Origin of the sequence: Candidatus Methylomirabilis sp., assembly GCA_036000645.1 — a bacterium.
Classification (GTDB): Bacteria; Methylomirabilota; Methylomirabilia; order Methylomirabilales; family JACPAU01; genus JACPAU01.
The window spans coordinates 1-19,549 of the sequence record DASYVA010000126.1 but is presented as its reverse complement, the minus strand read 5'-3'; the positions used below and the strand labels follow the sequence as shown (position 1 = coordinate 19,549).

17 protein-coding genes are annotated in these 19,549 nt (G+C 72.3%); 16 read left to right on the top strand and 1 reads right to left on the bottom strand.

Annotated elements, in window-relative coordinates; translation table 11 throughout:
• The first annotated feature begins 2 nt into the window (after positions 1 to 2).
• The 15 genes from VGT06_07250 to VGT06_07180 are packed head-to-tail and all read left to right on the top strand — an operon-like array spanning position 3 to position 18,413.
• Positions 3 to 2,930 carry a polysaccharide biosynthesis tyrosine autokinase gene (locus VGT06_07250; GenBank protein ID HEV8662915.1) on the top strand — a complete coding sequence of 976 codons (2,928 nt, stop codon included), beginning with the start codon at positions 3 to 5 and terminating at the stop codon, positions 2,928 to 2,930.
• A 9-nt stretch (positions 2,931 to 2,939) separates the two neighbouring features.
• Positions 2,940 to 4,349, top strand: coding sequence for an O-antigen ligase family protein (locus VGT06_07245; protein ID HEV8662914.1), 1,410 nt, complete (start codon positions 2,940 to 2,942; stop codon positions 4,347 to 4,349).
• Positions 4,346 to 5,800, top strand: a complete 1,455-nt coding sequence (locus tag VGT06_07240; GenBank protein HEV8662913.1) for an oligosaccharide flippase family protein — start codon at positions 4,346 to 4,348, stop codon at positions 5,798 to 5,800. Before VGT06_07245 ends, VGT06_07240 begins: the two co-directional genes overlap by 4 nt.
• Positions 5,801 to 5,803: 3 nt before the next feature.
• On the top strand, positions 5,804 to 6,826 hold the full coding sequence (locus VGT06_07235) for a glycosyltransferase (GenBank protein HEV8662912.1): 1,023 nt from the start codon (positions 5,804 to 5,806) through the stop codon (positions 6,824 to 6,826).
• A 7-nt stretch (positions 6,827 to 6,833) separates the two neighbouring features.
• Positions 6,834 to 7,814, top strand: coding sequence for a glycosyltransferase (locus VGT06_07230; GenBank protein ID HEV8662911.1), 981 nt, complete (start codon positions 6,834 to 6,836; stop codon positions 7,812 to 7,814).
• Positions 7,808 to 8,935 (top strand): glycosyltransferase, encoded by a 1,128-nt coding sequence (locus tag VGT06_07225; GenBank protein ID HEV8662910.1) that lies wholly within the window; start codon positions 7,808 to 7,810, stop codon positions 8,933 to 8,935. Before VGT06_07230 ends, VGT06_07225 begins: the two co-directional genes overlap by 7 nt.
• A 9-nt stretch (positions 8,936 to 8,944) precedes the next feature.
• A complete protein-coding gene (locus VGT06_07220; protein HEV8662909.1) occupies positions 8,945 to 10,117 on the top strand; it encodes a glycosyltransferase family 1 protein in 1,173 nt (390 codons plus the stop codon).
• Entirely contained in the window at positions 10,114 to 10,935 is an 822-nt protein-coding gene (locus tag VGT06_07215; protein HEV8662908.1) for a class I SAM-dependent methyltransferase, read from the top strand. Before VGT06_07220 ends, VGT06_07215 begins: the two co-directional genes overlap by 4 nt.
• Complete coding sequence (locus VGT06_07210; protein HEV8662907.1) at positions 10,932 to 12,170, top strand: glycosyltransferase family 4 protein; 1,239 nt, start codon at positions 10,932 to 10,934, stop codon at positions 12,168 to 12,170. Before VGT06_07215 ends, VGT06_07210 begins: the two co-directional genes overlap by 4 nt.
• Positions 12,157 to 13,341 (top strand): glycosyltransferase, encoded by a 1,185-nt coding sequence (locus VGT06_07205; protein HEV8662906.1) that lies wholly within the window; start codon positions 12,157 to 12,159, stop codon positions 13,339 to 13,341. Before VGT06_07210 ends, VGT06_07205 begins: the two co-directional genes overlap by 14 nt.
• Complete coding sequence (locus VGT06_07200) at positions 13,334 to 14,821, top strand: hypothetical protein (protein HEV8662905.1); 1,488 nt, start codon at positions 13,334 to 13,336, stop codon at positions 14,819 to 14,821. Before VGT06_07205 ends, VGT06_07200 begins: the two co-directional genes overlap by 8 nt.
• Positions 14,818 to 15,507 (top strand): WbqC family protein, encoded by a 690-nt coding sequence (locus VGT06_07195; protein ID HEV8662904.1) that lies wholly within the window; start codon positions 14,818 to 14,820, stop codon positions 15,505 to 15,507. The genes VGT06_07200 and VGT06_07195 overlap by 4 nt, the downstream gene beginning before the upstream one ends.
• Positions 15,507 to 16,124, top strand: coding sequence for a PIG-L deacetylase family protein (locus tag VGT06_07190; GenBank protein ID HEV8662903.1), 618 nt, complete (start codon positions 15,507 to 15,509; stop codon positions 16,122 to 16,124). The genes VGT06_07195 and VGT06_07190 overlap by 1 nt, the downstream gene beginning before the upstream one ends.
• A gap of 16 nt (positions 16,125 to 16,140) precedes the next feature.
• Complete coding sequence (locus VGT06_07185) at positions 16,141 to 17,199, top strand: aminotransferase class I/II-fold pyridoxal phosphate-dependent enzyme (protein HEV8662902.1); 1,059 nt, start codon at positions 16,141 to 16,143, stop codon at positions 17,197 to 17,199.
• Entirely contained in the window at positions 17,196 to 18,413 is a 1,218-nt protein-coding gene (locus tag VGT06_07180; GenBank protein ID HEV8662901.1) for an MraY family glycosyltransferase, read from the top strand. The genes VGT06_07185 and VGT06_07180 overlap by 4 nt, the downstream gene beginning before the upstream one ends.
• Here VGT06_07180 and VGT06_07175 read toward each other — a convergent pair.
• On the bottom strand, positions 18,355 to 18,744 hold the full coding sequence (locus VGT06_07175) for a response regulator (protein HEV8662900.1): 390 nt from the start codon (positions 18,742 to 18,744) through the stop codon (positions 18,355 to 18,357). The genes VGT06_07180 and VGT06_07175 overlap by 59 nt on opposite strands.
• A 145-nt stretch (positions 18,745 to 18,889) precedes the next feature.
• On the opposite strand from VGT06_07175, the gene speD reads away from it, so the two are divergent.
• Positions 18,890 to 19,324 (top strand): adenosylmethionine decarboxylase, encoded by a 435-nt coding sequence (gene speD, locus VGT06_07170; GenBank protein ID HEV8662899.1) that lies wholly within the window; start codon positions 18,890 to 18,892, stop codon positions 19,322 to 19,324.
• The last annotated feature ends 225 nt before the right edge of the window (positions 19,325 to 19,549 follow it).

Here is a 19,549-nt window from a genome sequence, read left to right as displayed (position 1 = left end):
CCGTGGCGCAGTACGAGATCAACCTTCGCGACTACTGGCGGATCATCCGCCGGCGGAAGGCGATCGTCATCGCCGTCCCGCTGGCCTTCGCCGCCTTCTCCTCGCTCGTGGCGGAGCTTCAGCGCCCCCACCCGGTCTTCCACGCGGTCGCTAGCGTCCGGGTAGAGAAGGCCTCCAGCCTGACCGGGCTCCTCCTGGAGGCCATCACGTTCTCGTCCGGCGACAACCTGGCGACCCAGGCCGCCCTCATCAAGTCGTTCCCGGTCATGGAGCGGGCGGTGAAAAAGCTGGGGCGCCTCCCCCAGGACCTGACGACCCGCGAGATCCGCAGCACCCCCCCCCACCTCCAGGCCGTCACCGAGCTGCAGGAACGGGTCCAGGCGGCGCAGGAGGGGAATACCAACATCATCAACATCACCGCGACCGCGCCGGAGGCGGAGCAGGCGGCGCGGACGGCGAACGCGGTGGCGGAGGCCTTCCGGGAGGAGAACATCGCCGCCCGGACCAAGCAGGTCCGGGAGGCACGCCTCTTCATCGAGGAGCAGCTGGAGGAGGTGGGCGGCCGTCTCCGGGCCTCCGAGGAGGAGCTGAAGGCGCTGAAGGAGCAGCGGCGGTTCGTCTCGCTCCCCGAGGAGACGAGCGCAGCCCTGAACCAGTTGGTGGCGCTGCAGCTCGAGCGGGAGGCGCTCCTGGTGGACCTGCTGCCGGCGCATCCCCAGGTGCAGGCCCTGGAGACCCGGATCGAGGGGGTGCGGCGGGTCCTGGAGCAGCACCAGCGGGGTCTCCCGGGGACGGCCCTGCAGGTCGCTCGGCTGCAGCGGGAGGTGAAGGTCCACGAGGATCTCTACGCCTTCCTGAAGGGGAAGCACCAGGAGGCGCTCATCCGGGAGCGGGAGCAGGTGGAGGAGGTGAGCATCGTCCGCCCTGCCACGGCTCCGGCGAAGCCGAGCAACCTCCCCCAGACGGCGGCCAAGACCCTCGTGGGGCTGGTCGTGGGGCTGACGCTCGGTCTGGTCCTGGCCTTCGTGGTCGAGTCTCTGGACACCTCCATCGGGACCATCGAGGACGTGGAGGCCTACCTGCAGGTTCCGGTCCTGGGCCTCATCCCCAACATCGACGTGGCCAAGGAGATCCGGGAGGTGGGGGAGGTGGACCCGGCCAGCATCGACGAGGGGGTGGTGGAGCGGTACGCGTTCTTGATCACCCTGCTCCTGCCGAAGTCCACCATCGCCGAGGCCTACCGCTCCCTCCGCACCAACCTGGAGTTCCTCCGCCTCGAGAAGGACCTCAAGACCATCGTGGTGACCTCCGCCTCCCTGAGCGAGGGGAAGACCACCACCGCCATCAACCTGGCCATCAGCATGGCGCAGATGGGCCGCAAGACCCTGCTCATCGAGGCCGACCTGCGCAAGCCCTACCTGCACCACGCCTTCGGCATCCCCAAGGACCCGGGCCTGGCCGAGGTCATCATCGGGACCTACGAGTGGACGGATGTCCTCCGGACCGCCACCGACCTCATGCTGGGAAAGCTCGGCCTGGAGAAGGTGGTGACGGCGCCCGGGATCGACAACCTGCACATCCTGACGAGCGGCAACCCGCCCCCGAACCCGGCCGAGTTCCTCAACTCCCAGAAGATGGCCGACCTGATCCGGGCCTTCCGCGACGCCTACGACGCGGTCATCTTCGACTGCTCCCCGGTCCTGCCGGTGACCGACGCCGTCATCCTGGGGGCCAAGACGGACGGGTGCCTGATCGTCTACCGGGTCGGGAAGGTGGCCCGCTCGGCCCTGCGGCGGGTCAAGACCCTGATGGAGAATGTCCGCATCCGGGTCCTGGGGGTGGTCCTGACCGGGCTCCGGTCCGAGGTCAGCCCCGACTTCCAGGACCTGGAGTACTACCGGTACGCCTATCGCGATGAGCCGGGGCGCCGAGGCGAGGCACCGCGTCGCCTTGCGGCGGCCACCGAGCCGGTGAAGGGATGGCTGAAGACCCTGGGGCCGATCCTCGGGAAGTTGAAGCGGCGGCTGCTCCTGGTGGTTCTGGGTGTCCTCCTGGTCGCGGGCATCCTCGCCTGGCGGGAAGGGCTCCTCTCCGTCCCCGAGACCCCGAGCCGGCCTGCCGAGCGTCTCCAGGAGCGCCTGCGGCGGCCCGCGCCCCCCGACCCCGAGCCCCTGGCCCCGCCGGTCGAGCCGCCTCCCGCGCCGAAGGGAGAGACCGGACTCTCGCCGGTCCTTCCCCGCAAGCCTGCCGGCAACCCGGCCCCCCTGATCCCCGGGGGGAACGCCGCCCGCGCGGCGGAGATCCCGTCGGCCGCCCGGCCCGCGACGGAGCCGGCTGACCCGCCGGCCGAACCCTTCGCGCCGCCCCTCGCCCAGGTCCGGCCCGTCCCTCCTGCCCGGCCAGCCACGCCCGCGCCACCCGTCGCCGAGGCGGCCCAGGCGCCCCCCGGCTCCGCGGAGCAGCCGGAGGCCAAGAGCGGCCCGGCCCCCTTCGCCCTGCAGATCTCCTCCTTCGAGATCCCGGCGTCTGCCCTCAAGGAGACCCGGCGCCTCCGGGGAGCCGGCCACCCGGTCTTCACCCTCCCCACCGTGAGCCCCGAGGGGCGGAAGGTCCGGCGGGTCTATTTCGGGGCCTACCGGAGCGCCGCCGAGGCCCGGGAGGCAGCGGCGGCCCTGAAGGCCAGGGGGGTCATCGAGGACTTCGCCGTCCATCGCCTGCCCTTCGCGATCGAGCTGGCCCCCCCCGACGAGCCCGAAGTGGCCCGCGCGCTCCGGGAGAAATGCGAGGCCCTCGGGTACCTGCCCGAGGAGACGGGGGAGGAGGCCGACCGGCGCTGGCGTCTCCAGGCCTTCCGGACGCGGCAGGAGGCGGCCGCCGTGGCGGCGGACCTGGCGGCCCTCGGGGCCGCCCCCGCCGTGGTCGAGCGCTAGGGGGCGCCCATGCCGGCGCTGCCGCGTGCGCTGGACCGGGCCCAGGCGGCCACCCTCCTCGGCGTCGGCGCCCTGACCCTCCTGCTGGCCTTCTTCGTCTCCCACTTCACCCCGGCCATGGCGTTGGCGGTGGGGCTTACCGTGGCCCTCTTCGTGGTGGCCTTCGTCCACACCGAGGCCGCCCTGCATCTCGTCATCCTGTCCATGCTGCTCTCTCCCGAGATCCTCCTGTCCCAGCCGGCTCCCGCCGGCTCGCTGGAGGCTGCGCGCCGGGTCACGATCCGGATCGAGGATCTGACCCTCCTCATCGTGGGCTTCTCCTGGCTGACCCGGATGGCCGTCTACAAGCAGCTCGGACTGATCCGGCAAACGCCGCTGAACCGCCCCATCCTGCTGTACGCCGCCTCCTGCATCGTCTCCACCGGCCTGGGGATCCTCTTCGGGACCGTCCGGCCGCTGACCGGGTTCTTCTTCGTCCTGAAGTACCTCGAGTACTTCGTCGTGTACTTCCTGGTGGTCAATCACCTGACGGAGGAGCGGCAGGTGAAGCGGTTCCTCTTCACTGCCGTCCTGACGGCGGCCCTGGTCTCGGTCTTCGCCCTGGCGCAGATCCCGGCCGGGGGGCGGGTGACGGCCCCCTTCGAGGGCACGGAGGGGGAGCCGAATACCCTGGGCGGCTACCTGGTCTTCATGCTGGCGATCTTCCTGGGGCTGGCCAGCGAGACCCCGGGCCTCTTCGCGCGCCTGGGGTGGCTCTACCTGAGCGGACTGGCCTTCCTCCCCCTCCTGTACAGCCTCTCCCGCTCCTCCTGGCTGGCCACCCTCCCGATGCTGCTCACGCTCCTGCTGGCGGTCCCGCGGCGGGGGCTGCTCGTGGGCCTCTTCTCCGCTGCGCTGCTCGTCGGCCCGTTCCTGGCCCCGCGGGAAGTCGTCGAGCGGATCCAGTACACCTACGCGCAGCCGACCGAGCGCGGCCAGGTAGAAGTGGGCGGGGTGCGCCTGGATACCTCCACCTCCGCCCGGTTCGAGAGCTGGACCGTGGGGCTTCGGGGATGGATCCAGGCCCCGCTCTTCGGGCACGGGGTGACAGGGTTCCGGTTCATGGACGCCCAGTACGTCCGGGTCCTGGTGGAGACGGGCCTCATGGGATTTGCCGCCTTCGCCTGGCTCCTCGCGTGCCTGGTGCGGTACGCCCGCCACAACCTCGCGGGGGCCCCCCCGGGGTGGCGCCGGGGGCTGGCTGCCGGCTACCTGGCCGGCCTGGTGGGCCTCATGGTGCACGGCATCGGGGCCAACACCTTCATCATCATCCGGATCATGGAGCCCTTCTGGCTCTTCACCGGGATCGCCATGCTTCTGCCGCAGCTACCGGCTGTCCCCGAGACGCGCCGTGAGCCCCTGCTGCGGATTGTCCTGTGAGCCAGGCTGCCCTGATCGCCCGCGACTCGGCTGCCCTCCTCCTCAGCAGGATCCTCCTGAAGCTCATCGGCGGGGTGTTCTTCATCGTCCTCGCCCGCCTCCTCGGGGCGGCCGAGATGGGCCTCTACACCCTGGCCTTCACCCTCTTGAACTTCTGTTCCCTCCTGAGCGCCTTCGGCCTCAACAACCTCCTCATCCGGGACGTGGCCCAGGATCCGACCCGGCTTGACCGCTACATGACGGCGGCCCTCCTCCTCCGACTCGGGCTGGCGGTCCTCTGTCTGGGCGGCCTGCTCGCCGCCGGCTGGGCCCTCGACCTGGCCGTGCGGCCGCGACGACTCCTCCTCTTGTTCGGCCTGCTCCTCTTCCCCGAGATGCTCTACAAGACGGTGGGGCTCATCCTGAACATCGGGCAGCGAATCGCCGCCGGGGCGGCCATCGCCGTGGCCGGGACGGTCCTTCGGGTCCTGCTGGGCCTCGGGGCCCTGGCCCTCGGGATGGGCCTCGAGGGGGTCCTCGGCGCCTACCTGGTGGCCGGCCTCCTGGAGGCCGGGATCGTCCTGGGGACCGTGGCGGCCACCTCCCGCCTCCCGCGCCCCGCCTTCGACGGGCCCTTCACGCGGCGTCTGGTCCGGGAGGCCCTCCCCTTCGCGGCCATCAGCCTCCTCGGGGTGATCTATTTCAAGCTCGACTTCGTGATGCTGGCGGCCTACCGGGACGCCGCCGAGGTGGGGATCTACGGCGTCTGCTATGCCCTGGTGGACTTCCTGATGTACGTCCCCTTCAGTCTGACCACGGCCGCCTTCCCGGTCGTGGTCCGCCGGGCGGCCGAAGCGGGGAGCCTCAGGCGGATGGCGGAGCAGGCCGGGCGATGGCTCTTATTGATCGGGCTGCCGGTGCCCGTGGTCGGCGTCCTCCTGGGGACTCCCCTCCTCACCCTTCTGTACGGCGAGGCGTACCGGGCGGGGGGGTCCGTGGTGGCCGTGCTCCTCTGGGCGGTTCCGGGCCTCTTCCTGAACGCCCTCTGCGCCGACCTGCTCTATGCCCGCGGCGCCCAGCGGGTCGCCCTGGCCATCCTTGCCGTGGGGATCGTGGCCAACGTGGGCCTCAACCTCTGGCTCATCCCGCCCCTGGGGGCAGTGGGGGCGGCGGCCGCGACCGTGGTCACGGAGGCGCTGACCCTCGCCCTGTCCTTGACGGCGGTCGGTCGCACGCTGGGCGTATCGCCCCGCCTCGACCGGGAGGCTCTCAAGCCGGTCCTGGCCTCCGGGGGCATGGCCCTTGCACTCTGGCCGCTGCGGGAGGCTCCGCTCGCGGCGTCCATCCCCGTCGGCGCCGCGGCCTACCTCGCCGCCGTCCTCCTGTTGCGTGCCATCCCCCCCGAGGACCGGCGGATCCTCGGGGATCTCCTGCGCCGCCTCGGCGGGGCCCGGATCGCGACTGGAGCGTGAGGCATGCGCGCGAGCGTCATCGTGCCGGTCCAGAACGGGGCCATCCTGCTGCCGGGGTGCCTGAAGGCCCTGAGGGCGCAGACGGACCGAGACTTCGAGATCCTGGTGGCGGACGACCGCTCGACGGACGGCTCGGTCCGCGTGGCGGAGACCTTCGCCTCCCTGCACCCGAACCTCAGCCTCCGGGTCATCCGGGCCGGCCGCCCGGGCCCCGGGGCGGCCCGGAACGTGGCGGCGAAGGAGGCCGCGGGGGAGTGGCTGGCCTTTACCGATGCCGACTGTCTCCCCGCGCCGACGTGGCTGGCGAGGCTCCGCGCGGGGGAGACCGGGCCCGAGGTGGCGGCAGTGGCCGGCCGCACCATGGGAGCCCCCGGGAGTCTGGTGGCGCGCTTCCTGGGCCTTTTCACCCTGCGGGGCGAGGCGGAAGGCGGGCTCCACTCCCGCTACACGTTGCTGGCGGGCGGGTTCCCGACGGCGAACCTGGCCGTCCGGCGGAGCGCCTTCGAGACGGTGGGGGGGTTCGAGGAGGAGATGCGGACCGGGGAGGATCATGATCTCTGCCGCCGGCTCTACGCGGAGGGCCTCACCGTCCGGTACCACCCGGCTGCCGTGGTCCTCCACCGGCACCGGGAGACGGTGGGGGGGATGCTCCGGCAGGCCCTGGGGATCGGGGGGGGCCACGCCCACCTGCTCCGGCGCCACCGGGCAGCGGTGGTCGTGGAGCTGCCGGGCGTCGAGCGATACGGGGAGGTGGCCGGCCTGCGCTGCTGGCTGAACCTGGCCTCGGCCGACAAGAAGGCGCTTGCCCTCCTCCTGCTCGCCGCCGCCTGGCTCCCCCTCGGAGGCCTCCTCCCGGCCTACTATGCCTTCCTGACGGCCGACATCGCGCGGCGCCTCAGGAAGGAGGGGAAGGACTGGACGCTCAAGGAGGCCACGGCCATGGCCGGCCTGCACCTCCTGCGCTCTGCCGCGCTCACGGCCGGGCGCTGGCGGGGGAGCTTTCGGCACCGGGTCCTCTGCGTGTGAGGCGGGAATGGGGGAAGCGGCCCGAGAGCTTCCGGGGGTCTCGATCCTGATCGTCACGCGGGACCGGCGAGCGGACCTGGACCGGTTGCTCGCGTCCCTCCGCGCCCTGGAGTACCCGGCCGACCGGGTGGAGATTGTGGTGGTGGAGGAGACGGATGACCCACGCCCGCTGCCGGGCGTGCACTACGTGTCGATCCCGCGGCGCGACCGGGGGCTCGGGTACGCGCGGAACCTGGCCGTGGCCGCGGCCCGCCACGATGTCGTCGCCTTCACCGATGACGACTGCGTGGTGACGGCGGACTGGCTCCGGGAGCTGACCGCCCCCCTTGGGGCGGCCGACGTGGCCGGCGTGGCGGGGGCCGTCCTGGTCCGCGAGACCACGGCGGTAGGCTTCGCGGAGAACACGCTGGGATTCCCCGGGGGCGGCCTGCGCTACCTGGTCGCGGCCGGGGGCAAGCCGGTCCCCACCGCCACCGCCAGCACCTGCAATTGCTGTTACCGCAAGGCGGCGGTCCAGGAGGCCGGGGGCTTCGACGAGGCCGCCCGCCTGGGCGGGGAGGACAGCCTCCTGGCGGCCCGGATCGCCGCCCGGCATCCGCTGCTCTACACGCCGCGGGCGGTGGTCTACCACCGAGCGCGGGGGAGCCTGGGGGGGGTGTTCCGGTGGTTCCTCCGGCGCGGGGCGGCCGAGGTGGACGCGGCGGCCCTGGCTCCCGATCCGGGCGCAGCCCGCCGGGAGATACTCCGGGCCTCCCTCGGCTTCAAGGCGGTCGTGGCGGCTGCGGCCGTGCTCGCCCTCCGCCTGCCCCTGCTCCCGGCGGCGGCGGTGCTGGTCACCGGCTACTACGGGTGGACCGCATGGCGCTATCGCTACGGGGGGCGCTACTACCGCGATCCGGCGGTCGTCGCGGTGACCCCCCTGGTCAAGGTCGCCATGGACCTGGGGACGGACCTGGGCCGGCTCCAGCGGCTGCTCCGCCGATGGTAGCGGCGCGGGTCCTGCTCCTATCCAACACCGGGATGATCGTCGGGGGGGGCGAGGTGAGCCTCCTCCAGCTTCTCCGGGACCTGGACCGGGGGCGCTGGCCGGTGACGGTCGGCTGTCCCGAGGAGGGGGCGGTCGCCGCCCGGGCGCGGAGCCAGGGCGTCCCGGTCCTGATCGTGCCGATGCCGACGGTCCGGGGGAGCGGGCTGCTTCGCCTCCCGAGCCTGGTTACGCGCCTCGCCGGGCGGATCCGGGAGGGGCAGTTCGGTCTCATCCACGCCAACGGGTCGCGGTGCATGCTCTACGGCGGGCTGGCGGGACGGCGGGCTGGGGTACCGGTCCTCTGGCACGTCCGGATCGACTCCAAGGACCCCTGGCTCGACCCGCTCCTCGAGCGCCTGGCCGACCGGATCGTCGCGAATTCGGCGGCTACCGCGGCCCGCTTTGGCGGGCGTGCGGCGGGGCGGGTGACCGTAGTGCCGAATGGCGTGGACCTGGCGGCGTTCCGACCGGGGCTGGGGGGCGCACGCGTCCGGGGGGAATTGGGCATCCCGCCGGAGGCCCGCCTGGTGGGGACGGTGGGCCGGCTGCACCCCGTGAAGGGGCACGACCTGTTCCTGCGGGCGGCGGCCGAGGTGGCCGCCGCCTTCCCGACCGCCCACTTTCTCCTGGTCGGAGGCGGAGAGGCGGAGGGGGAGCTGAAGGCCCTGGCCGCCCAGCTGGGCCTTGACCCCCGCGTCCACTTCGCCGGGCACAGAGAGGACATCCCCGAAATTCTGCCTGCGCTGGATTGCTTCGTCCTCGCCTCGCGGGAGGAGCCCTTCGGCCGGGTCCTGGTGGAGGCCATGGCGGCGGGACTCCCCGTCGTGGCAGCGCGGGTGGGAGGGGTGCCGGAGATCGTCCTCGAGGGGACGACGGGCCTGATGGTTCCCCCGGAGGATCCGGCCCCCCTGGCGGCGGCCATACGTCAGATCCTGGCCGACCCGGCCCGGGCGCGGGCCATGGGCCTGGCGGGGCGGACCCGGGCCGAGCGGGAGTACGATGCGGCCCTGCACGCGCGGCGGGTCGAGGCCCTGTACGCCGACCTGGTGGGGTCTGGTGGTGCGGGCCTCCCCCCCGCCTGAGCCCCGAGGATGACCCGCGTGGGGACCGTGGCCGCGGCGAGAGGGATCCAGACGATGCGCCTCGGCGTGGACGTCCGCGAGTGGGAGCCGGGCCGCCGGACCGGCATTGGGACGTTCCTGGAGATGTTCCTCCAGGAGGCGCCCCGGCAGCGCCCCGACCTCACCCTCCTGCTCTACGGGAATCGCGCCACCACCCTCCCTCCCGAGACGGCGCTGTCCGTCCGGCGCCTCCCGGAGCCCTTCCGCCTCTGGTTCGACCAGGTCAGCCTGGTCCGGGGAGTGCGGGCCGATGGGGCTGACGTCTTCCTCTCCCCCTACTACAAGATGCCCCTGACCTGCCCGTGCCCGGCCGTGATCTCGATGCACGATCTCCTCTTCCTGGACTATCCTCCCACGCCGCGGCACGGGACGGCCCTCTACCGGCTCCTCTTCCGGGTCGGGTCGGCCGCCATGGCCCGGCGGGCCGCCGCCATCCTGACGGATTCGGAGTGGTCTCGGCGCGAGATCCTCACCCGCCTGCGCCTCCCGGCCGGCAGGGTGGTCGTCACGCCCCTCGGTGTCTCCCCCCGCTTTCGGCCGATCGCCCCCGCATTCGCGCGCCAGGTGGCCGCCCGCTACGGCCTCGCGGGGGACTACATCCTGTACGTGGGGAACTTCCGGCGCCACAAGAATGTCGGCGCGCTCCTCCAAGCCTACGCGGCGTTGCCCGCGCCGCTCCGGGCGGGCGTCTCGCTGGCCCTGTCCGGTGCCCCGGAGACGGGGGCCGCGCCGCTCCGGGCCGCGGCGGAGGTCCTCGGCCTGGGGCAGGCCGTCCGCTTCCTGGGCTCCGTCCCCGACGCCGACCTGCCGGCCCTGTACTCCGGTGCGACCCTCTTTTGCTTTCCCAGCCTGGCCGAGGGGTTCGGTCTTCCTCCCCTGGAGGCGATGGCGTGCGGGGCGCCGGTCCTGTGTAGTGACGCTGCCGCCCTTCCGGAGGTGGTGGGGGAGGCCGCCACCCTGGTGGACGCGCGAAGCCCCGAAGCGATCGCGGCGGCACTCGAGGTCCTCCTGACCGATGGGTCGGCCCGCACCCGCCTGCGGGAGCGAGGCATGGCCCGCGCGGTCGCCTTCACGCCCGGCCGGTTCGCCGCGGCGGTCCTCGAGGTCCTGGAGCGCGCCGCGGGTGGCGGAGAGGGACGGTGAGGGGCGCGGTGGAGACTTCCCACGTGTGCTGGGTGTGCGGCGGGGACCGCTTCAGCGCGACCTCCTGGAGGAGCTACCGCCTCATCCGCTGCCGGGGCTGCGGCCTCGTCCTCCGGTGGCCGCCGCCCGACCCGTCCGAGGAGGCCCGCTATTACCGCGAGGCCTACTACCCGGCTCTCAATGTCGTCGCCTGGGATGCGCGCCGCCTGGGTCTCTATGCCCGACCGCTCCGGTGGATCGAGGGCCGGGTGCCCGGCCGGAGGCTCCTGGACGTGGGGTGCGGCTACGGGCATTTTCTGGCCCTCGCCCGCGACCGGGGATGGGAGGTGACCGGCCTGGAGCCTTCCAGGCAGGCGGCGGCGGCGGCCCGGGGGATCCCGGGGGTGCGGCTCGTGGAAGGGACGGTTGCCGAGCTCGCCGGCTCTCCCGAGCGGTTCAGCTGCGTCACCGCATGGAACGTCCTGGATCAAGTGGCCAGCCCCCGACGGGATCTGGAGGTCCTGGCCGGCCTCCTGTCGCCCGGGGGCTGGCTCCTCCTCCGGGTCCTGAACGGGGGGGTCCACTACGCCGCCTGGCGGTGGGCACGCCTCTCGCCCCCCGCCCTGTTCCACAACCACGGGTTCTCGGCCCGGGCCCTGGAGGGTCTCCTGCACGCGGCCGGCCTCCGGGAGGTCGCGGTGCGCAACTCGAGGTTGGCGGGGGATCGAGGCCTGCTCCTCACCGCCGTCACCGCGGCGTTCGCCGCCGCCGCCGCGAGCCTCTCCGGGGGGCGGCTCCGCCTCGCCCCGAGCCTCCTGGCTTTCGCCCGGCGGCCGTGAGGGAGAAGGGGGAGCCCCTGCACCTCGTCTTCGCCACCGATGCCTTCATCACCACGGACATGGGGGGGGCCGAGCGGGTCCTCTGGGAGCAGGCCCGCCGGCTGGCGAAGCGAGGGCATCAGGTCCGGGTGGTGGCCGGGTGCCCGGCCGGGCGCTTCCGGGAGCCCGAGGTTCGGGAGGGTGTGGCGGTGCGGTACTTCCCCCGGGATGAGCGCGGAGCGCTGGCCCACCTGGTGACGGCCTACCGGAACTGCCGGGCCGCGCTCCGGCGCCTCGGGCGGGAAGGGCCGGTGGACGTCCTCAGCACGCATCTCCCCCTGGCCGGCTTCGCCGCGATGGCCCCCCCTCGACCCCTCCCGGCCCCCGCGGTGATCAATTTCCACGCCCCCTGGGATCAGGAGTTCCGGACCAAGGTGGCCGGCGCCGGGGGAAGGCTTGCCGGCGCGGCCCTTCAGGCCTTTGCGCGCCGGGTCCTCCAGGCCTTCACCTTGCGGCGGAGCGAGGGGGTGGTCTGCCTCAGCGCCTTCATGCGGGAGGAGGCCGCGCGCCTCGCCTCCCTCCGGGGGAAGCGGGTCGCCGTCATCCCGGGGGGGGTGGATTGCGAGCGGTTCGCGCCGGGCCCGGAGAAGGCGGGCCCGCGGGCTTCCCTCGGGCTGCCGCAGAGAGGCACGCTGCTCTTGACCGTCCGCCGGCTGACGCCCCGGATGGGGTTGGAACACCTCCTGCAAGCCTTCCGGGAGGTGGCTGGAGAGTTCCCACAGGCCCACCTGCTGGTGGCGGGAGAGGGGCCGCTGAGGTCGGTCCTCGAGGGCGGGATTCGGGATGGAGGCCTGACGGGAAGGGCCCGCCTCCTCGGATTCGTTCCCGAGGAGGACCTCCCCATCCTCTACCGGGCCGCCGACCTCTTCGTCCTGCCGACGGCAGCCCTGGAGGGGTTCGGCATGGCGACGCTGGAAGCCCTGGCCTCGGGCCTGCCGGTCCTGGCCACGCCGGTCGGGGGAACCCTGGAGATCCTCCGGGACCTCTCGGGGCCGTTTTTCACCGAAGACGCGTCCCCGGCAGCCCTCGCCCGGGGCCTTCGCCGTTTCCTGGCCATGCCGGCCGGTGAACGGGAGGCTTGGGGACTGCGGTGCCGTGAGCACGCGGCGGCCCGCTATGCGTGGGAGCGCGTGATCCCGCAACTGGAGGCCTACTTCGCCGGCGCCGTCAGCCGGAGGGGCAATGGGATCGCCTAGAGTTCTGCACATCATCACGAGGCTCTGGCGGGGAGGAGCCCCGAGCACCACGCTGGAGCTGGTCCGGGGGCTCGAGGCGGATGGCTTCAGGCAGACCCTCGCCACCGGCCTCGCGGACGACCCGGCCTGGGACCTCCTGGGGACGGAGGCCACCGCCGGGCTCCGGGTTGTCACCGTGCCGGCGCTCACGCGCGAGGTGCGACCCCTGGCAGACCTCAGAGCCCTCCTGGAGCTCACGCGGCTGCTCCGCCGCGAGGCCCCCGACCTCGTCCACGTCCACACCTCCAAGGCAGGCTTCCTGGGCCGCGTGGCTGCCCGCCTCGCGGGGCGGCGGCCGGTCGTCTATTCTCCCAAGGGCTCGTTTCTGGCCGGCTACTTCTCCTCCGGGAAGACCCGCATCCTCGCGCGCCTCGATGCGTGGGCGGCGCGCTTCACGGATCGGATCATCTGCTGTACCACCCGGGAGGTGGCGGAGTACCTGGCGGTCGGTATCGGCCGCGCCGAACAATATGTCGTCATCCCGAATGGCCTGGACGCGGAGGCCTACGCCCTCCGGGCGGCCCCGCCGGAGGAGACCCGCGCTGCCCTTGGCCTGCCCGCGGGGAGCCGGCCCCTCCTGTGCGCGGGACGCCTGGTCCCGGTGAAGGGGCTGACCACCCTGCTTCAGGCCTGGCCATCCGTTCTGAAGGGCGAGCCCCGGGCCCTCCTCCTGCTGGCGGGGGAGGGTCCCGACGAGCAGGCGCTCCGGGCGCAAGCGGCGGCGCTCGGGCTGGCCGGGTCGGTGAGGTTCCTCGGCTTCCGGCAGGACATCCCCTCCCTCCTCGCCTGCGCCGAGGCTCTCCTCCTCCCCTCCTTGAACGAGGGGTTCGGCATGGCCCTGCTCGAGGCGATGGCGATGGGGAAGCCCGTAGTGGCGAGCGCGGTCGGGGGCGTCCCCGAGCTGGTCCTCGATGAGCGGACCGGCCTGCTCGTCCCCCCGGCCGAGCCCGCGGCCCTGGCCACCGCGATCCGTCGTCTGCTGGAGGATCCCGGTGCTGCCCGGCAGATGGGTGCGGCGGGGAGGGAACGGGCCCGCAAGTCCTTCTCCCGGGAAGCGTTCCTCAAGGGCCACCGGGACCTCTACGGGGAGCTCCTCAGCCTCGAGGGGGAGTCGAGGGTTCTCCATGCCTAGGCTCGCCTCCGGCGTGCTGCTCTGCCTGCTGGTGGTCGGATCCGCTCCCGCGGTCGCGCGGACCGTGCCGCTCGCGGCCGCGTTTCACGTGCACAGCACCTGGAGCACCGGTTCGGCCTCGCTCGAGGAGCTCGCGATGACTGCGGAGCGCGCCGGCATCCAGGCCATCATCTTGACGGAGAACTACCTCACCCGCTTCGAGTATGGCCTCCTGCCGTTCCGGCGGATCCTCCGGAGGGCCGAGGGGGTGCCCTCCCTGACCCCCGAGACGCTCCCGGCCTACCTGGCCGCCGTTCAGGAGGCGCAGGCGCGGCACCCCGGGGTCCTCCTGGTCCCTGGGCTGGAGGTCCTCCCCCACTACTCCTGGTCAGGCTCGCCCTGGAACGGGACCCTGACCCTCCACAACACCCAGAAGAACCTCCTGGTCGTGGGGCTGGACCTCCCCGCCCTCAGGAGGCTTCCCGTGGCCGGCAACACGGAGGGGATCCCCATCCGCTGGGGGCCGTCGGCCGCGGCCGTCCTCGGGGCCGTCCTCCTGGCGGGCGCCGGGGTCCACCTGGCCGGAAGCCGGAAGCGCAGGCGGATCCGGCTGCAGCGCCTCACGGTGCTGGAGGCGCGCCCGAGGCGCCTGTCCGGGCTGGCCCTGATCGCGCTGGCCGCCCTGCTCCTGCTCAACAACTTCCCCACCCGCGCGTTCCCGTTCACCCCCTACCGGGACGCGGGGACAGCCCCCCACCAGGCCCTGATCCGATCTGTGGTACAGGGCGGAGGGCTCGTCTTCTGGTCGTTCCCCGAGGCTCGGGACTTCCACGTCCTCACCCGCGGACCGTTCAGGATCACCCTCCGGACGGAGCCCTACCCGGGGGATCTCCTGGCCACCGATGGCTATACCGGCTTCGGGGGCATCTACGAGGACACGACGACCTTCACGAACCCGGGCGGGGGGTGGGATCGGCGGCTCCAGGAGTTTGTCCTGGGGCAGCGGAGCACCCCGGGCTGGGCGCTGGCGGAAGCGGGCCACCACACGGAGGGGCACGCGGGGAAGTTCCTGGTGAACGTCCTGACGGTGGTCTGGGTCCAGGAGCCCACGGTGGCCGGAGTGATCGAGGCCCTCCGGGCCGGCCGGCTCGTGGCGGTCCAGGGGACCGCCGCGCACCGCCTCCACCTGGACCGCTTCGAGATCTCCGCGGGCGGCCGGGCGGCCGGGATGGGGGAGACCCTGGCGCTCTCCCGCGGCACCCCGCTGGTCGCTCAAGTGGTTGTCGCGGCGAGCGACGGGCTGGCGCACCCCGTGGAGGTTCTCCTCATCCGGTCGGGGGAGGTGGTCGCACGGAAGGCCGGCCCCACCCCTCTCGCCGTGGAGTATCGGGAGGAGGGACTTTCCGGGGCGGCCATCTTCCGGGTTCAGGCCCGCGGCAAGACCCCGCACCGGCTGCTGAGCAGTCCCATCTTCGTCCGCTCCGGAGGGCAGGGGGCATGATCGTGGCCATCCACCAGCCCCAGTACCTCCCCTGGAGCGGCTTCTTCGACAAGATGGACCGGGCGGACGCCTTCGCGCTCCTGGACACGGTCCAGTTCAAGAAGAATGAGTGGCAGAACCGGAACCGGATCAAGACGCCCCAGGGCTGGCAGTGGCTCACCGTCCCGGTCATCCACCGATTCCCCCAGCGCATCGATGAGGTCCGGATCCCCGCCGGGGACCCCTGGGCCCGGAAGCACTGGCAGGCCCTCCAGACCCATTACGGAGCGGCTCCCTACTTCGCCGCCCACGCCGCCTTCTTCGCAGACTGCTACGACCGGCCCTGGGAACGGCTGGTGGATCTCGCCTGCCACCTCATCGAGTACCTGGCGTCCGCGCTCGGGATCCGGACGCGCCTCGTCCGCGCGAGCACCGGGACCTTCCCGGACGACCCGACGGGCCGGCTGGTGGCCATCTGCCGGCACCTGGGCGCCTCCGCCTACCTGGCCGGGCGGGACGGGGCGACCTACATGGACCCGGCCCCCTTCGCGGCGGCCGGGATCTCGGTCCGGACCCAGGACTTCACCTGCCCGGTCTACCCACAGCGCTACGGGGCCTTCCAACCGGAACTGTCCGTGGTGGATCTCCTGTTCAACTGCGGGCCGGAGAGCCTGGCCCGCCTGCGCCGCCAGCGCGGGGAGGGGTGATGCGGATCCTGGCCATCGGCGCCCATCCGGACGACATCGAGTTTGGCTGCGGCGGGACCCTCATCAAGTACACCCGCGGGGGGCACGACCTCTTCCTCATGGTGCTGACCGCGGGGGGCGGGGGGGGGGAGGCGTCCCTTCGCCGGCGGGAGCAGGAGGCGGCGGCGGCCGTCCTGGGCGCGAAGGACGTCTTCTGGGGGGAGTACCGGGACACCGAGATCCCCGTGAACCAGGCCCTGATCCAGAAGATCGAGGACGTGGTGCGGGGCGTGAACCCGGACTTCATCTTCGTCCACTACCGGGAGGACACGCACCAGGACCACCGGCATCTCGCGGCCTGCGCCATCTCGGCGACCCGCTACACCCGCAACGTCCTGTTCTACGAGGGGCCGACGACCAACGACTTCACGCCGAGCGTCTTCGTGGACATCGAGGGCGTTCTGGAGGAGAAGGTCCGGGCGCTGCAGGCCCACGGCTCCCAGATCCTGAAGACCAACATCGAGGGGCTCTCGATCGTGGACCTCTGCCGGGCCTCGGCCCACTTCCGGGGGATCCAGGGCCGGGTCCGGTGCGCGGAGGGGTTCGTGCCCCTCCGGCTCTTCATCAACGTCCGGTGAGACGGAGGGGCGAGGGGTGCGGGAACCGGTGATCCCCCACTCGCGGCCGAGCCTGGGAACGGCGGAGGTCGAGGCGGCCGCCGCCGTGCTCCGGTCGGGCCAGGTGGCCCAGGGGCCGCAGGTCGCCGCCTTCGAGGCGGAGGTGGCAGCCCGTCTGGGGCTCCGGGGTGGGGCCGCCGTTGCCTCGGGGACCGCCGCCCTGCACCTGGCCCTCCTGGCCCTGGAAGTCGGCCCGGGGGACGCCGTCCTGATCCCCAGCTACACCTGTGCGGCCCTGCTCCACGCGGTTCGGCTGGCCGGTGCGGAGCCGCTCCTGGCCGACGTGGACCCCGCGACCGGCAACATGGACCCGGAGGCGGCGGCCCGGGCCAAGGGGTCCCGCTGTCGCGCCCTGATTCCGGTCCACACCTTCGGCTGGCCGGCGGATGTGGAGGCCCTGCGGGGCCTGGGCGTGCCGATCATCGAGGACTGCGCGCAGGCCCTGGGGGCGACGGCCGGCGGCCGGCCGGTCGGCAGTTCCGGGGAGGCCGCAATCTGTTCCTTCTATGCCACCAAGCTGATCGCCACCGGCGAGGGGGGGATGGTGCTGAGCAGCCAGCCGGAAGTCCTGGCAGCGGTCCGGGACCTGCGGGCGTACGACGAACCCCCCGACGGTCGCCTCCGGTTCAACTACAAGATGACGGATCTCCAGGCAGCTGTGGGGCGGGCTCAGCTCGGCCGCCTCCCGGAGTTCCTGGGCCGCCGGGCCGCGATCGCCGCCACGTACCGGAAGGCCCTGGCCGATGCGCCGATCGCCCTCCCGCCGGAGGTCCCGGGCCGCGTGTATTACCGGTTCGTCGTCCGGGTTCCGGGTGGGGCCGGCCCCGCCCTCGAGGCCTTCGCCCGGCAGGGAGTCACCTGCCGGCGGCCGGTGCACACGCCGCTGCACCGCCTGCTCGGGCAGGAGGGGTTTTCGGGGGCGGAGGAGGCCTGGCGCACGTCCCTCTCCCTCCCCTGCGCGCCGGCCCTCACGGACGGGGAGGTCACGCGCGTCGCCGAGGCGGCCCAGGCCATCCTCGGAAGGCGGGAGCCGTGAACGCAGCGCCCGGCGGATCCCCCGGGAAGCGGATCGCCTACGTGGCCCTCCTCCTTCTCTTCCTGGGACTTTTCCTGATCCCCGTCCGGGCCTGGTTCGCCGAACATGGGGGGCGCTGGCTCTACATCTTGCTCTTTTCGGGCAGCCTGAGCGGGCTCCTGGTCCCGCCGGTCCGGGCGGTGGCCAGCGGCTCCGGGGTCCTGGACCTTCCGGATCCCCGAAAGCGGCACGGGCAGGCCACGCCGCTCCTGGGCGGGGTGGCCCTCTTCGCCGCCTTCTGCGTCTCTCTTCTGGCCAATTCCATCTTCTCCTGGGATCTGCTGGGCATCCTGCTGGGGTCGGGGCTCCTGGTCGGGGTAGGGGTGGCGGACGACGTCCGGTCGGTCCCGGCCGGCCTGAAGCTCGCGGTCCAGGTCGCGGCCGCCGGCCTCGTGATGGCCACCGGGCTGACGCTTCACGTGGTGCCGCCGGCCCTCGGGGGATGGGCCTCGGGAGCGAACGTCCTCCTCACGCTCCTCTGGATCATCGGGATCACCAACGCCATGAACTTCTTCGACGGGATGGATGGGCTGGCGGCCGGCCTCGGGGGGATCACCGCGTTGTTCCTCGGGATCCTGGCCCAACAGAACCAGCAGCCGTTCCTGGGCTGGGTGGCAGCGGCGACCCTGGGGAGTTGCCTCGGGTTCCTCCCCTACAACTTCCGTCCCCGCCGTCCGGCCAGCATCTTCCTGGGCGACTCGGGGGCCACCTTCCTGGGGTTCGTCCTGGCGGCCCTGGCGGTGAAGGGGGACTGGGCGGAGAATAACCCAGTGGTGGCGCTGATCGCCCCCCTGCTGGTCTTCGGCATTTTCATCTACGACATGGTCTACATCACCGTGGACCGGATCTGGTCCGGGAAGGTCCGGTCCTTCAAGGGCTGGATCGAGTACGTCGGACGGGACCACCTCCACCACCGGCTGGAGGCCCTCCTCGGGGGGAGAGCCCGGAGCGTCCTGTTCATCTACGGGATGAGCGTCTGCCTCGGGCTGACGGCCACGGTCCTCCGCCATGCCGACACCCGGGACGCTCTCCTCCTGATCGCCCAGGGGGTGATCATCCTCGTCATCATCACGATCCTCGAGCGGGAGGGGAACCGGCGCCTGCGGGAGGGGGGGATCAGGCGGGAAGGAGCGCCAGGATCTTCGCCAGAAGCTGCTCGGGGTCGAAGGGCTTGAGGACGTGGACCTCGGCCCCGGCCGCCCTGAAGGCGGCCTGATCGGCGGCGCTCACGCGGGTACTGAAGATGATGATCGGGATGGCGGCCGTCCCCGGATCCCCCTTGAGGGCGCGGGCCACGGCGTAGCCGTCCAGCCGGGGGAGCATGACATCGAGGACGATGAGATCGGGGCGGGCGGAGCGGGCCACCTCGAGCCCGGCCTGGCCATCCCGCGCCGTGAGGACCTGGAAGCCCTTGGAGGCGAGGTACTCCGAGAGGAGGGTCAGGAGCGGGCGCTCGTCGTCCACGACGAGGATGGTGCGCTGCTGGCCGGGGAAGGGATGCGCCATGGGGAGATCCAAAAAAAGCGCCCGCGGGTGTATTTTTTGCTTGCATTTTGAGGGAAAGGCGGTATAAACGCAAACAAAATTGGGGCCCGAGCAAGGGGGTTCTTGCGGGCAATCCAGTGCCACAGGCAGAAAGGGGGGTGGAGCGTTGCACGCCTTGGGGACGCACCTCTTGGTGGAGCTCCACGGTTGTGACCCGGACAAACTGAAGCGCGTCGATGTCGTGAAGGACATCATGGTCTCCGCAGCCCAGGCGTGTAAGGCGACCGTCGTGGACGTGGCCTTCCACGAGTTCAACCCCTTTGGCGTCAGCGGCATTGTGGTCATCGCCGAGTCCCACCTCTCCATCCACACCTGGCCCGAGTACCGGTACGCCGCGCTGGACATCTTCACCTGCGGTCACGTGATCAAACCCCAGGAGGCCGTCGAGTACATCACGGCCCGGTTCGGCTGCACCGCCCCCTCCGTCGTGGAGGTGAAGCGGGGCGTCATCCCGGGTGCCAGCCGGAAGCTCCCCCACAAGATCCCCGCCGATCGGTCCGCAAAGGCCAGCCGTCGGCCCCTCGCGGCCGTCACCTCCTAGACGCAGTCCTCCGGCCCCCCCCTTGCCCTCCGACTTTTCGGTTGCCAAGCGGGGGGCTCTTGCCCTATAGTCCAGCGCTTGTTGGAAGCCGCAGGGCGCCCGGCGCGGAGCCGGGCCGTCCGCGGCTCCCGGATGACGGATCACCACGGTGAAGCAGGCCATCGCCTGGCGTCTGACCGCTGTTCTCCTCTCTGCGGGGCTGAGCCTCCTCTACCTCGCTCCCTC

What these genes read in the sequence shown, in the direction of transcription:
- VGT06_07190 (HEV8662903.1), top strand. Translation starts at nt 15,507, where the DNA reads ATGCGGATCCTGGCCATCGGCGCCCATCCGGACGACATCGAGTTTGGC.
- VGT06_07245 (HEV8662914.1), top strand. Translation starts at nt 2,940, where the DNA reads ATGCCGGCGCTGCCGCGTGCGCTGGACCGGGCCCAGGCGGCCACCCTC.
- VGT06_07175 (HEV8662900.1), bottom strand. Translation starts at nt 18,744, where the DNA reads ATGGCGCATCCCTTCCCCGGCCAGCAGCGCACCATCCTCGTCGTGGAC.
- VGT06_07220 (HEV8662909.1), top strand. Translation starts at nt 8,945, where the DNA reads ATGACCCGCGTGGGGACCGTGGCCGCGGCGAGAGGGATCCAGACGATG.
- VGT06_07205 (HEV8662906.1), top strand. Translation starts at nt 12,157, where the DNA reads ATGGGATCGCCTAGAGTTCTGCACATCATCACGAGGCTCTGGCGGGGA.
- VGT06_07230 (HEV8662911.1), top strand. Translation starts at nt 6,834, where the DNA reads ATGGGGGAAGCGGCCCGAGAGCTTCCGGGGGTCTCGATCCTGATCGTC.
- VGT06_07235 (HEV8662912.1), top strand. Translation starts at nt 5,804, where the DNA reads ATGCGCGCGAGCGTCATCGTGCCGGTCCAGAACGGGGCCATCCTGCTG.
- VGT06_07225 (HEV8662910.1), top strand. Translation starts at nt 7,808, where the DNA reads ATGGTAGCGGCGCGGGTCCTGCTCCTATCCAACACCGGGATGATCGTC.
- VGT06_07195 (HEV8662904.1), top strand. Translation starts at nt 14,818, where the DNA reads ATGATCGTGGCCATCCACCAGCCCCAGTACCTCCCCTGGAGCGGCTTC.
- VGT06_07200 (HEV8662905.1), top strand. Translation starts at nt 13,334, where the DNA reads ATGCCTAGGCTCGCCTCCGGCGTGCTGCTCTGCCTGCTGGTGGTCGGA.